The organism is Halomonas sp. H2 (genome assembly GCF_050215315.1).
Taxonomy (GTDB): domain Bacteria; phylum Pseudomonadota; class Gammaproteobacteria; order Pseudomonadales; family Halomonadaceae; genus Vreelandella.
This window is the reverse complement of record NZ_CP189760.1, coordinates 3258247-3271243: the sequence shown is the minus strand read 5'-3', so window position 1 is coordinate 3271243 and position 12997 is coordinate 3258247. Positions and strand designations below refer to the sequence as shown.

The 12997-nt window shown below is 54.6% G+C and carries 13 protein-coding genes; 5 read left to right on the top strand and 8 right to left on the bottom strand.

All coding sequences use genetic code 11. The features are described from left to right. The first annotated feature begins 36 nt into the window (after positions 1–36). From mtnK to ACQE2I_RS15190, 4 genes are all read left to right on the top strand, one after another. Entirely contained in the window at positions 37–1326 is a 1290-nt protein-coding gene (gene mtnK / locus ACQE2I_RS15205; protein WP_427028898.1) for an S-methyl-5-thioribose kinase, read from the top strand. Positions 1327–1670: 344 nt separating this feature from the next. After that, positions 1671–2231: a carbonate dehydratase gene (locus tag ACQE2I_RS15200; RefSeq protein ID WP_427028896.1), complete on the top strand. Its 561-nt coding sequence runs from the start codon at positions 1671–1673 to the stop codon at positions 2229–2231. 139 nt (positions 2232–2370) lie between these two features. Then, positions 2371–2835: an RNA polymerase-binding protein DksA gene (gene dksA, locus ACQE2I_RS15195; protein ID WP_427028894.1), complete on the top strand. Its 465-nt coding sequence runs from the start codon at positions 2371–2373 to the stop codon at positions 2833–2835. Positions 2836–2841: 6 nt separating this feature from the next. After that, positions 2842–3927 carry a CobW family GTP-binding protein gene (locus ACQE2I_RS15190; protein ID WP_427028892.1) on the top strand — a complete coding sequence of 362 codons (1086 nt, stop codon included), beginning with the start codon at positions 2842–2844 and terminating at the stop codon, positions 3925–3927. A gap of 102 nt (positions 3928–4029) precedes the next feature. Here ACQE2I_RS15190 and ACQE2I_RS15185 read toward each other — a convergent pair whose 3' ends face one another. Beyond that, positions 4030–5070 carry a GlxA family transcriptional regulator gene (locus tag ACQE2I_RS15185; protein ID WP_427028891.1) on the bottom strand — a complete coding sequence of 347 codons (1041 nt, stop codon included), beginning with the start codon at positions 5068–5070 and terminating at the stop codon, positions 4030–4032. Positions 5071–5192: 122 nt separating this feature from the next. Between ACQE2I_RS15185 and ACQE2I_RS15180 the strand changes: the two genes are divergently transcribed. Further along, a complete protein-coding gene (locus tag ACQE2I_RS15180) occupies positions 5193–6356 on the top strand; it encodes an S-(hydroxymethyl)glutathione dehydrogenase/class III alcohol dehydrogenase (protein ID WP_427028889.1) in 1164 nt (387 codons plus the stop codon). 119 nt (positions 6357–6475) lie between these two features. Here the strand turns inward: ACQE2I_RS15180 and ACQE2I_RS15175 are convergent, their stop codons facing one another. The 7 genes from ACQE2I_RS15175 to ACQE2I_RS15145 all read right to left on the bottom strand — a co-directional run bounded on the left by ACQE2I_RS15175 (position 6476) and on the right by ACQE2I_RS15145 (position 12943). Then, on the bottom strand, positions 6476–7528 hold the full coding sequence (locus ACQE2I_RS15175) for a substrate-binding domain-containing protein (RefSeq protein WP_427028888.1): 1053 nt from the start codon (positions 7526–7528) through the stop codon (positions 6476–6478). Positions 7529–7575: 47 nt separating this feature from the next. Then, positions 7576–8664, bottom strand: a complete 1089-nt coding sequence (locus tag ACQE2I_RS15170) for an ABC transporter permease (RefSeq protein ID WP_427028887.1) — start codon at positions 8662–8664, stop codon at positions 7576–7578. After that, on the bottom strand, positions 8600–10093 hold the full coding sequence (locus ACQE2I_RS15165) for a sugar ABC transporter ATP-binding protein (RefSeq protein WP_427028886.1): 1494 nt from the start codon (positions 10091–10093) through the stop codon (positions 8600–8602). Before ACQE2I_RS15165 ends, ACQE2I_RS15170 begins: the two co-directional genes overlap by 65 nt. A 189-nt stretch (positions 10094–10282) precedes the next feature. Next, positions 10283–10843, bottom strand: a complete 561-nt coding sequence (locus ACQE2I_RS15160) for a hypothetical protein (RefSeq protein WP_427028885.1) — start codon at positions 10841–10843, stop codon at positions 10283–10285. 213 nt (positions 10844–11056) lie between these two features. Beyond that, positions 11057–11605: a 1,2-dihydroxy-3-keto-5-methylthiopentene dioxygenase gene (locus tag ACQE2I_RS15155; protein WP_427028884.1), complete on the bottom strand. Its 549-nt coding sequence runs from the start codon at positions 11603–11605 to the stop codon at positions 11057–11059. Positions 11606–11639: 34 nt separating this feature from the next. Next, positions 11640–12359 (bottom strand): acireductone synthase, encoded by a 720-nt coding sequence (gene mtnC / locus ACQE2I_RS15150; RefSeq protein ID WP_427028883.1) that lies wholly within the window; start codon positions 12357–12359, stop codon positions 11640–11642. Further along, on the bottom strand, positions 12356–12943 hold the full coding sequence (locus ACQE2I_RS15145) for a methylthioribulose 1-phosphate dehydratase (protein WP_427028882.1): 588 nt from the start codon (positions 12941–12943) through the stop codon (positions 12356–12358). The genes mtnC and ACQE2I_RS15145 overlap by 4 nt, the downstream gene beginning before the upstream one ends. Positions 12944–12997: the final 54 nt, after the last annotated feature.

Below are 12997 nucleotides of genomic sequence, written 5' to 3'. Positions count from 1 at the left end.
TTAACATCTTAAAGCCCCCTATTCGGGCCCGAATATATGCAACGTTTTGGTGAGGATTGGCCTGTGGAGATTGATCAACATTACCGCGCGCTCAGCGTCGACACTCTTTCCCAACGGCTTGGAGGTGTTGAAGCGGTGGCTAGCCGAGTGGGCGGAGAACCCGCTAGCTGGGACATTCGCGAGGTGGGTGACGGTAACCTCAACCTAGTATTTATTGTCTCCGGAGACGTAGGCAGTGTCGTGGTTAAGCAGGCGCTTCCCTATGTACGCATGGTGGGCGAAAGCTGGCCGTTACCGATCTATCGTGCCCACTTTGAATACTACGCGTTGATCCGCCAAGCCAAGCGCGCGCCCGGCGTTGCCCCTGAGGTGTACTACTTCGACAAACCCCAGGCGCTGTTTGTGATGGAGTACCTTCACCCACACACGATTCTGCGCCGCAAGCTAATCAACGGTGAGCGAGTCGCTCAACTGGGCGAAACCATTGGCCAATTCTGTGCGCGCACAGCGTTTCGTGGCTCGGAGCTTTCGCTGAGCAGCCCAGAGAAAAAAGCGGACGTAGGGCTGTTCTCAGGCAATGTGGCGATTCCCGCGATTACCGAATCGCTGGTATTTACCGACCCCTATTACGGCGCCGAAATGAACCACCACACGCCGGAACTTTCGCCGGTGGTGGATGAGCTGCGTCGCAATGCGCGGCTAAAGGCCAAGGTTCAGCGGCTGTTGATGAAGTTCACCGCTAACACCGAAACGATGCTGCACGGCGATCTGCACTCCGGCTCGATAATGGCCACCGATACTGACGTGCGGGTCATTGACCCAGAGTTTTCTCAGTACGGCCCCATGGCGTTTGATTTGGGCATGGCGGTGGCTAACTTCCTGATGGCCTATTTCAGCCAACCTGCTCATCGCCAGGAAAATGAGCTTGAGGCGTATCAGGCGTGGATTTTAGAGGTGATCGAAGCATGCTTTAGCTACTTTGATGCCGAATTCCGCCGCCTGTGGCAAACCGAGCGTACCGGCATGCTGTTCCCCAAATCGCTGTTTGAGGAGCAGGGTAATAGCGCCGATGACGCCTGTGATGCGCTGCTTGAAGAGATCCGCTTGGATGCGCTGGCCTACTGCGGCATTGAAATGCACCGCCGGGTACTTTCACTTGCCCACAACGCCGATTTTGAAGAGATCGAAGACACCGGGCTGCGCGCCAAACTTGAAGCGCGCAATGTGCTGATGGGCCAAGCGCTGATTCTGGAGCCTGAAGCATCTCATGAGGTGTCTGCGCTTATTGATTTGGCCCAGGCGTATAACCGTCAGGATGTTCTATAAACAGCATTCTACAAAAGACATGCTTTAAAAAAGCCGCAATCGCCCGATGAGCTGCCCCCTAGCGTTGGACAACCCTCTAACGCTAGGGGGTGTTTTTATAAGGAAGGCGTACGACGAGACGTTCAAATTGCTGATTGCGCAGCCTGCCCAGTAAATATCCCTGTCCCGGTAACGTTACGATTGAGAGCATTCGTTATATTTATTTGGTATGTTATACTATAACAATAAGAGTTTTGACTGAGATTGATTTCAGCATATTTGAGTCCCCTTGCTGTAGTCCGTAAGCCCCATCTGGTCTGCCTCAACACTTCCCCTGCTTTATGATAAATAAGGATAAGTTACCAATGATTAGGAAAAATCCACGTGGTGACCTGCCAACGATTCATCCCAGTGCTTTTATTGATCCCACGGCTATCATTTGTGGATTGGTCATCGTGGAAGAGAATGTATTCATTGGGCCCTACGCCGTGATCAGAGCCGATGAAATGGATGCGCATGGAAATATTGATCCGATGGTGATCGGTGCGCACTCCAATATTCAAGATGGCGTTGTGATCCACTCCAAATCGGGGGCCAGCGTAACGATAGGTAAGCGTACCTCGATTGCTCATCGCGCTATTGTGCATGGGCCCTGCACGGTGGGTAGTGGCGTGTTCATCGGCTTTAACAGCGTACTTTTCAATTGCCAGATTGGCGATGGCTGCGTAGTGCGCTACAACGCGGTGGTGGATGGTTGCCAACTGCCAGCGAACTTTTATGTTCCTTCTACTGAGCGAATTGGCCCCGATACCAATTTGACGCGTTTAAGCCAAGTGCCCAGCGAAGTGAGTGCGTTTTCCGAGGATGTCGCTCGCACCAACAATGATTTGGTGCAGGGTTATAAGGCTATCCATAATGAGTTTTAGGCAGTAGCGATTTTCCGCTCGTATAAAACGATTAAGGGCACGCTGTTACGCTTAGCTAGTGAGTCAGGTCGCCATTAACGTTAAATTTTTCGTCTTTATTTGGTATGTTATAACGTAATTTATAGCGCAAGGTATATGTATGAATAAGCCAATTACCACGGCATTAACACAGCGTGAGTCGCCGGATAAAGCGCAGAAGGCCAAGATATTGGCCATGCCTGCCTGCGACTATATGAACGACGAGCAGCTGGCTTTTTTTCGCCAGCGGTTGCTGGATGAGCGCTATGAAATTCAAGCGCATTTAAAGGAAATGAAAGAGGCAATTGCTTCTCACGAACGTGACAGCGATGAAGCTGATCAGGCCTCGTTTGAAGAGGAGCTGCGCCTGTCACTACGCCAGGCCGACCGGGAAAGCCGCCTGGTGAATAATATCGATGCGGCTTTGAGACGGATCGATAACGGCGACTATGGCTATTGTGACGAGACTGGCGAGCCTATTGGTATTGCCCGCTTGCTGTTCCGACCCACCGCGCGGCTATGTATTGAGGCCAAAGAGCGTCAGGAAAGCCAAGAAAATCATTATCGCAAAGCAAGGTGGGAGTAACCCGTTATGACGACACCCTCGCTCATTCCCATTAACGTGCTTACCGGTTTTTTGGGAAGCGGCAAAACCACGCTGCTCAATCGTTGGGTACACCAATCGTCAATGCGTAATACATTGGTGGTTATCAATGAGTTTGGTGATATTGGGCTGGACCACCTGCTCATCACCCATAGCGATGAGCAAGCTGTTATCGAAATGAGCAGCGGTTGCCTATGCTGTACGCTGCGCGGCGATCTTAGTCGTACGCTTCAGCAAGCGTTGGAAGATATTCAGGCACAAGATAAGCCTTTGCCCTCACGCGTGGTGATCGAAACCACGGGCCTGGCAGTGCCCACTTCCATACTGCAACTGCTGATGACCGACCACTGGCTAGCGCATCGTTTTAAGCTTGATAGCGTGGTGTGCTGTGTTGATGCAGTCAATGGCGCCGCAACGCTTACCGCCCATAGCGAGTCGCAGCAGCAAGTAGCCATCGCCGATAAACTGTTACTCACCAAGACCGACTTGGCCGAGCAAAACGAGGTATCTACCCTGGCCAACCAGCTCGCGAGAATTAACCCCACGGCCGAGCAGTGGCAGGTAATTAACGGCGAGCTTTCCGCCAGCCTCCTGGTCGGCGCAGGGCTTTATCGCAGTGAACAGGCGGGCTATCAGGTTGATCAGTGGCTAAAGGCGGGCAGTTATACAATCCAGCCCGCCGATCAACACGCCGGCGCTGCTTTTTCGCTAAGTAAGCATTCATTGTTGAACGCGGCCCAGCCCGACAGCACATCGCACGGCGACAGTATCAATGCCTTTTGCTTTAGCGTTGAGGAGCCAATTCACCCCGACACGTTAGAGAGCTGGCTGGATATATTGATGTCGCTGATGGGCGATAAAATGTTGCGTATCAAAGCGGTAGTGCATCTTACCGACAGGGGGTCACCGCTGGCGTTACACGGCGTACAACATATCTTTCACCCGCCTGCAGAGCTGCCCATAGGCAGCGTGAGTGATCGAGTTTCCCGATTTGTTTTCATCACGCAGAACGTGTCGCCGGAGAGCGTGGCTGAGATGTACCGCTTTTTTCAAACCTCTAAAGAGAGTGCCTAATGACCGCTGTGACGTTACCCGATATTGCACGCCAAAGGCCGACGCTATCAGGCGCTTTATCATGGGTAGGGATGGAGGGCAGTGGTGATGTGATGATCGTAATCAATGAAGCGATAGGGGCGTGCGGGCGGTTTGAAAGCGTGCCCGATAGGCGGTAGGCGTCAGCGCGTAACGACGAGAAAACACCTTGCGCATCTGTTCGTCGGAGCTAAATCCTGCGCGCCAGGCAATGCTTTTCATGGGCAGCGCCGTGTCGAGCAACAGCGATTTGGCGCGTTCACAACGGGCGTTTTCAAGCCAGGCCGATGGCGTCATGCCAAACTCGTCAAGAAACGTGCGGCTGAAATGGCGGGGGCTCATACCCACCTTGGCGGCCATATCTGCAAGCTTGAAAGGTTTATCAAGATGAGTGATAAGCCAGCTCTGTAACTCGCGCATACTGGGCGAACCCGTCATTTGGCTGGTGAGGGCGGCGCTAAATTGCGACTGGCCACCCGGGCGTTTGAGATAAACCACCAGATCGCGCGCTACGCCCAGCGCCAGATCGCGTCCAAAATCCTGCTCGACAAATGCCAGCGTCAGATCAATCGCGGCCGTCACCCCGGCGGAAGTCCAGAAACGACCGTCCTGCACAAAAATCGCATCGGCATCTACCTGCAACGCGGGAAAACGCTGCTGTAGCAGGGCCGCGTAGTGCCAGTGCGTTGCCGCACGACGGCGGTTAAGAAGCCCCGCTTCAGCGAGAAAAAATGACCCGGTACATAGCGCGGCGAAGCGCTGAACATCATCTGCCCGACGGCGACACCAATCGATAAGTGCGGGTTGGCTGGTGAGTGCTTTTTCGATATCGGCAGCGCCTGCCACCATTACGGTTGAAAGCGGGCCATTTTCAGGCAGCCCGCTCTGTGCTTGAAGTGGCACCATCGTCTCCGACGCAATCACTCCAGGCTGTGGGGCGGCCAGCGTCACCTTGTAACGTCGCGGATCGCCTCGCTCGGCCAAGCGTCTGTTGGCGTAGGTGAATACGCTGAGCGGTCCGATCGCCTCCATGAGTTTAAACCCCGGATAAATGATCAGATGTACATGATCACTCTCTTCAGTCGTCGTGAGCCTTGGGGTGCTGTTCGCTTCGCCATTTTTCATGGGTATTACTCTATCGAGGCCTGATTGCCGTGCACTCTGTCTTGATTTGACCGGCGTTCCAGCTGGGGGATTTGGTAGAATGTTATAACGTATCTATTTTAGGTTAAATGAAAGGAGAGAAAATGAAAACGCGCGCCGCGATTGCATGGGAGCCGAACCGCCCACTAGAAATTGAAGAAATCGACCAGGAAGGTCCCAAAGACGGTGAAGTACTGGTCCGCATTGTTACCACCAGCCTCTGCCATACGGATATGTTCACGCTTTCAGGGCGCGACCCCGAAGGGCTATTCCCTGCCGTGCTCGGTCACGAAGGCGTAGGGGTCGTCGAGGAAGTGGGCCGTGGTGTTACATCGGTCAAGCCCGGGGATCATGTGATTCCTCTCTACACGCCCGAAGACCCCAACTGCCCCTATATCAAGTCGGGTAAAACCAATCTTTGCCAGACGATTCGCGAGACACAAGGGCGCGGCGTGATGCCCGACGGCACCTCGCGGTTCTCTTACAAAGGGAAGATGATCCATCACTATATGGGGACCAGTACTTTCAGCGAATACACGGTACTGCCTGAAATTGCGGTCGCAAAAATTGCTAAAGAGGCGCCACTTGCCAAGGCAAGTGTTATGGGCTGCGCGGTGCCGACCGGGATGGGGGCGGTGCGCAATACTGCCAAGGTTACACCTGGCGCGACCGTCGTGGTTTTTGGCTTAGGCGCGGTGGGCATGGCGGTAATTCAAGGCGCCAAAATGGTCGGCGCTGGGCGTATTATCGGTATCGATACCAACCCCAACAAGTTCCCGCTGGCACGGGACATGGGCGTAACGGAGTGCGTTAATCCCGCCGACTTCAGGCAGCCCATCCAGGAAGTCATCGTCGAAATGACCAATGGCGGCGCAGATTACTCCTTTGAATGCATTGGCAATGTCAACGTGATGCGTGCGGCACTGGAGTGCTGCCACAAAGGATGGGGTGAGTGTACGGTGATCGGCGTGGCAGGCGCGGGCGAAGAAATTTCTACGCGGCCCTTTCAACTGGTGACCGGGCGCGTATGGCGTGGCTCGGCCTTTGGCGGTGTGCTAGGGCGCAGTCAGCTGCCGGGGATGGTCGATGAATGGTTACGCGGCGACTTCGACGTCGACCCCTACATTACCCACAATATGGCGCACGATCAGATCAACACCGCCTTCGACTTGCTGCACGCGGGCAAATCGATCCGTTCGGTCATCCATTTCCAGCCCAAGGAGACAATGCAGCTGGAAGGATTGGCAGGCAAGATTGTTTCAAGCTGAATATGTACGCTTAGAAGGTAGGCGGGTTCTGATTGAACCCGCCTCATTTAACGATTAAAACCCGCTACCGGTTCCATCGTTGCACAGCTTTTGAATGGCTGGTTTAGCACTGGGCAGGATTAACGCTCAGGCAGGGGCAGCCAGTCGGCAAGCGCCACCTCAGCATGGGAAAACTGCGGCATATTCTCACCCAGCGTTTCCATGTTGGTGATGGCGTTATCGTTCAGGAAGTCCTGAGTAATCAGCGTGGGCGGCACGATAACCTGCTGGCCGGGCGCTTCACCGGCCATTAATAGCGCCAGCGTACGTACCGAGACTTCACCCACCACGGTTGGGTTGGTGGCAACCGTTGCGGCCCAGGGCGAGCCGGGTTCACGCATGGCGGCAATGTCGGAGGTGGAGATATCGGCGGAATAAATAGCGATATCCTCACCCAGCCCCATTTCATCCACGGCTATTTTCACGCCCGCTGCAAACTCATTGTAGGGCGCGAAGAACACATCAATCATCGGATTGGCCTGAATCACCGCGCGGGCCTGATTGGCAACCGAGTTGGCGATCGGGTTATCCAGGGTGCCGAATACGGCGGCTTCGGTCACACCGGGGTGAGCCTCTTTAAAATCTTCCCAAGCGGCGTTGCGGCGATCAAGCGGCGCGATACCTGGCACGTAAACATAGCCTGCGGTAAAGCGGTCACCGTTATCCTGTAGCGCCTGGTTAAGCACCAACTCGCCCAGCAGATAATCGGACTGCTCGACTTGCGGGATGGCGGGGTTGTCCACTTCCACATCGAATGCCACAACATCAATACCCGCCTCTACGGCGCGTTGGGCGGCATCTTTCATGGACTCCGGCAGCCCGTGTTGAATAATGATGCCGTCGACGCCGAGCGCGATGGCCTGGTCCACCATATCTGCCTGCAGGGCCGCATCCTGGCGGCTATCCAGCACGCGCAGATCCACGCCCAGCGCAGCGGCTTGCGCCTCTACACCCGACAGATAGGCTTGGAAAAAATCGCCCGTGGAGATATAGCGGATAAGCGCGATGGTGACATCTTCCGGCGCATCGAAGGGTGCCGGGCGCTCCTCAGCTGTTGCCAGGCTCGTTCCCAGTAGCACCATGGCGGCGGTAAAACTTACAGCAAAGCGTTTGAGCATACGGTGTTTAAGCATAGCGGTGTCCCGATTGTTAACGTTTTTAGAGTTGATGCGTTTATTAATTAATGACGGCCTGATTGGCCACGCCGTGAGGAGAGATAAAAGGTGAACATGAGTGCCACCACCAGTACCGCGCCTTTAACAAAATCCTGGGTGTAGTAGGGTGCATTCATCATCGTCATGCCTTGAAGAAGAATCCCCACAAAAAGTGCGCCCATGGCCGTGCCAAATGCGTTGGGGCGTGCAGCGCCCAGTACGGCAAAGCCAATTAGCGCGGCGGCCACGCTATCCAGCAGCAGGTTGTTACCACTGGCAATATCTCCTCGGCCTAAACGGGCGGCCAGCAAAATACCGCCAATCGAGGCGGTAACGCCAGAAATCATATACGCCGCGATCTTGTAGCGCTCCACCGGGGCGCCCACCAGAGCGGTCGCACGCTCATTGGAGCCAATCGCATACATCAGCCTGCCGTGACGGGTAAAACCTAAAAACAGCCAGATAGCGACCGCGATCAATACAAACACCACTACCGGCACCGGAATCAAACGCTCCAGAATCAGGTCAAAGCGGTGCCTGCCCAACCACAGAAACGCCGCCGAGAACGTGCCTTCCGCAGTGGAGCCATCGGCCAGTGACATACCGGTGGCGATAGAGTTGCCCTGGGTAGGAATGCGCTGAAGGCCAATCAGCAAAAACATCATGCCCAGGGTGGCCAGCAGGTCAGGAATGCGGAACTTGACGATCAGCAGGCCATTAATAAGCCCGATGAACGCACCCATCAACAGGCAGACTGCCACGGCCACATAGGCGGGCTGTTCAAGCACCACCATGCAGTACGCCGCCAGCATCAACGAGGTGGTGGCCACGGCACCAATGGATAGGTCAAACCCGCCTACCACCAGCGTAGTGGTCACGCCCAGCGCCAGAATGCCGGTAATTGCCACGGACTGAAGCACAAATACCGCCGAACGCGGGTTCGCAAAGCCAGAGGCTGCCAGGCTGAAGTAAACCACCAGCGCTACCAGCAACAGCAAGAAACCGTAGCGAATGGCTAGCTCCAGGCAGCGGGCTTTAGCGGCGCTGGCGTTAGGCTTTTCCGGAGGCCTGGGCGACGAGGACGTTGAGGTCGATATCTCGGTTGGATTGCTCACCAGCAATGGCTCCTTCATGTAACACAATAATTTGGTCAGCGATTTCAATCGCCTCGTCTAGTTCAGAGACAAACACCAGCGTGGCGCGCCCTTTGGCGGTTGCCCGGATATGGCAGCCTATATCCTGCCGTGCCCCGATATCCACGCCTTGAAAGGGCTCATCCAGCAGTAACACGCGGCTGGGTGATTGAAGCCAGCGTCCGATCATGACCTTTTGCTGGTTGCCTCCGGAAAGCGTGCCAATCGAATCCGCGTGGGATTGGCAGACAATCCCCAGCTGGGCAATCATCTGCTCGGTACTGGCGCGCTGTTGGCGGGCGCTCAGAAACGCCCCCCGGGTAAAGGCTTTTAAAAACGGCAGCGTCATATTGTCGGCGATATTAAAATCCCCAATCACGCCGTTGGTCGCTCTGTCTTTTACTGACATGAACACACCCCGGGCAAGCGCTTCACGTACATTGGCGGGCGCATAGGGCTGCCCATCAATGTGCATGGTGCCGCTGCTTAAAGGACGCAGCCCGAACAGAGTTTCGACAAGCACCGACATTCCGCTCCCCAGCAGGCCGGTAAACGCGACGACTTCGCCATCACCCACGCTCAAACTGATCGGCGCTGCCCCTTTAGCCAGTTCGATATTTTGCAGCGTTAGGATAGGCGCGCCCGGTGTGGCCGGTTTGATATCAGCATTATTGATCGCTTGGCCTAACATGGCATGCACGGCGGCGGTAAGATCCAGCGGCGCTTGATCGAATACGCCGGAGATCTGGCCATCGCGCAGGCAGATGATGCGATCCGCCAGACGCCTGATATCGGACATGCGGTGCGAAATATACACAATCGCCACACCCTGGGCGCGCAAACGGTCGATCACCGTAAACAAGCGCTCGGCTTCGGTAGCGGAGAGCGATGAGGTCGGTTCATCCAGAATCAAAAGCCTGGGGGCGTGGGCCATGGCCCTGGCAATGCTGATCATCTGCCGGTCGGCCACCGAAAGATCGGCAACGCGGGCGTTCAGATCGATATCCAGGCCCATGGCATCGGCAACTTCGCTTGCCTGCTGACGAAGCTTCTTGGCGCTGACCCATAAGCCGTGCGCGCCGGAAGCTAGTCTATCCAGCATCAGGTTGTTGGCGACGTCCAGGTCGGGGATAACACCGTCATCGATGGATTGATGTACGGTCACCACGCCCTGGTGAATCGCCTCACGCGCATCGCGGGGGTGGTAGGGCATACCGGCAAGCTGCATCTGGCCGTGGTCGGCTGCGTGGTAGCCGCTAAGTACCTTAACCAGGGTCGACTTGCCTGCCCCATTGGCGCCCATCAATACGACGACTTCGCCAGCACTGATACGTATATCAATGCCACGCAAGACCTGATTGTTCCCAAAGGATTTATGAATCCCCTGGATATCAAGCACGCTCGCTTGCAAGACGTTTCTCCTTGGTAGGCATACGCTGTGAAGGGCGCAAGATCATCGGTAACGAAGGTTGGAAAGTCAATCGCCGTGGCAGGGTATCGCCATTCGAGTCAGCAATGAGCCACAATGCCCTGTCACATTTACAGGGGCATTTGCAGAGGCGTTTACAGGGGCGTTTTGTAGCTCATGTCAGATCACTGATTACATAAAATGACGCTTAAATTTTTCGTGGTTTTCAATGTTGCTGCGAACATCGGCTTCATCCCAGATTTGCAGTTCCCACGGGAAGTAAAAGTTATTCCTGTTTTTGAAGTAAACATGCAGGCCACGGTAACCTTGCTTGTCGCGTAAATACCAGTTTTTCAACCCCAGCTCGTCTTGCCAGTCATCCAGCAACTCCATCACCTTATGAACGTCATCGGCGGTGAGCACAATGCGGGCACCAAAAATATCATTCAGCCAGTTATTTACTGGATATTGATCTTCACGGTTTGAAAACCGTTCGATCTTGTCATCAATACTTTCGCGGGTTTTCACACGATAAAAGTATCTAATGTCTATATCTGCGGCCATCAGGTAGTCGTTAATGCTTTCATGCAGCGTGAGGCGATATTGATAAATATGGGTGACGGGGACCTGTCGGATAGTTCTGGAAAGATTGAGTTTGGCGATTTTTCCGGTTTCAAAATAATCCCTGGAAAAATCCGCATGTAGGCGATTGATTTCGCTGACGAGTTGTTGGGTCAGGTTGATATTATCCATGCAGCGGCTCCGTGCTTGAGGGCGGTGTCTCCTGTTTGGGAAAGCTTAACAGCAGATATCTGTAGTATTCGTATTGCTTTTGGCACATGCCAAGCTCGGTCGCGTGATAGCCGCTAAGCATCTTGATCGGGGGCGACTTTCCGACGTTACAAGACGATTCTCCCCATAAAAAGCGGCGGATTTTGAATCCGCCGCGTTATTTCATTCGCCTGTTTACAACTGATCAATCCGGTCAAACTTGCCCGCGATATCGCTCTCGGTCCAGTGGGGCACCCAGCCTTCTACGTTGTCGAAGAAACGCAGCGCGGTAAATTCAGGCGCGGGGCCCATATCGAACCAGTGCGGTGTATTGGCGGGCACACTGATCAGGTCGTTGCGGGTGCATAGCACTTGGTACACCTTGTCGTCGATATGCAGGCAGAAAAGCCCTTGGCCTTTGACGAAAAAGCGCACTTCGTCCTCAAAGTGGCGATGCTCGTTTAAAAATTTCTGGCGCATGGCATCCTTTTCAGGGTGCGTAGGCACCATGTGCAACACATCCACCGTCTGGTAGCCGCCCTGGGCTTTTAGCCGCTCGATATCATCCTGGTAGAGCGCCAGAATATCGTCCTGAGTGGCGTCGTCGGCAATCTCGCCCGGCGTTTCCCAGCGCTCAAACAGCACGCCTACACGGTTGAGCTCAGCTTTGATCTGCTCGCCGTCGGTAATATCGACCAGCGCGTTGTTCGGGTCTTGATCGGTAAATACTTTAAGTTGTGACATTAAGGCGCTCTCCGCTAGTTAAAAGCTTGAACCGTTACAGATCGATTTCATCGAAGCTTGTCACGCAAGCGTGCTGTGTGCCTGCCTGTGTGCCTTCACGCACCAGTTGCAACGTCTGCATGCCCGCCTGCTTGGCGGCATCCAGTTCTTCTACCACATCGGATAGAAACAGGATTTCGTCGGCGGGAAGCTGTAGCTTGCTGATGATATGCTGATACGCCAAGGCTTCGCGTTTGTGACCAATATGGGTGTCGAAATAGCCGCTAAACAGCGGGGTTAAATCGCCCTCTGTGCTGTAGCCAAACAGCAGCTTTTGCGCCTGCACGGAGCCGGACGAGTAGACATAAAGCTGCTTACCGTCCTCTGCCCACTGACGAAGACGCGGGGCGACATCGCTATACAGATGTCCTTTAAAGGCGCCACGCTGGTAGCCATCAGCCCACATCATGCCCTGAAGCGCTTTGAGCGGCGTAACTTTCTGGTCAGTTTCGATCCAGTAGAGCAGGGTTTCAACGACTTTATCCAGCGAGGCGTCCGGTTCCTTAAGCTCATTGCGTACCGCATCTATCTGCTCTTCCACATCAGGTTGGGCCGAGTGGGTGTACACGTACTCGGGCAGCTGATCATGAGCGTAGGGGAACAGCACCTTATGCACAAAGCTGATATCGGTGGTGGTGCCTTCGATATCGGTGACCACGGCGCGAATGCTGGTGTTATCAAGATCTGGCTTATTAACATCTGGATGATTGATCATTTGGACCACCGGCTCTCTTCAAGGATACAGGCAAGTAAAAACTCAATGGCTTCCAAATGGCGGCGACACTCGGCAATGCTGCTGCCCACGGCATAAATACCGTGGCCCGCAACCAGAAAGCCCCAGGGCATCGGCCAACCTGCCCGTACATGGTCGGCCAGCTCGCTCATATCTTGGGAGTTGGGTACCACCGGCAAGTGAATGGTGGCGTCATGCGTGCTATTACCCTGTAGCGCCTTTTGCATTTCAAAGCCGCTTAGCGCAATGCCTTCAGGAAAACGACGCGAAAGGACGGTGCTAGCCACGGTGTGGGTGTGCAGGACGCAGCCAATTTGTTCATCCATCCGATAAAGTGCCGCATGAAGGTCACTTTCCGCACTGGGTTTGCCGCCGCCTTCAAGTACGCGCCCTTCAAGGTCGCAAAGCAATAAGTCATCGGCTTGAATGTGCGTTTTATCACGGCCCGAGGCGGTGACCAGATAACCTTGCGGCACACGGGCAGAAAAATTACCGCCCGTGGCGGGCGTCCAGCCTTGCTGGGCCGCCCAAGAGATCGCTGCTAGCAGTTCGTCTTGTAATGTCATCGTAGGGTCAGTATCGCGTCGCTTTCAAAGGCTTTCATTCTATATGATATGCTC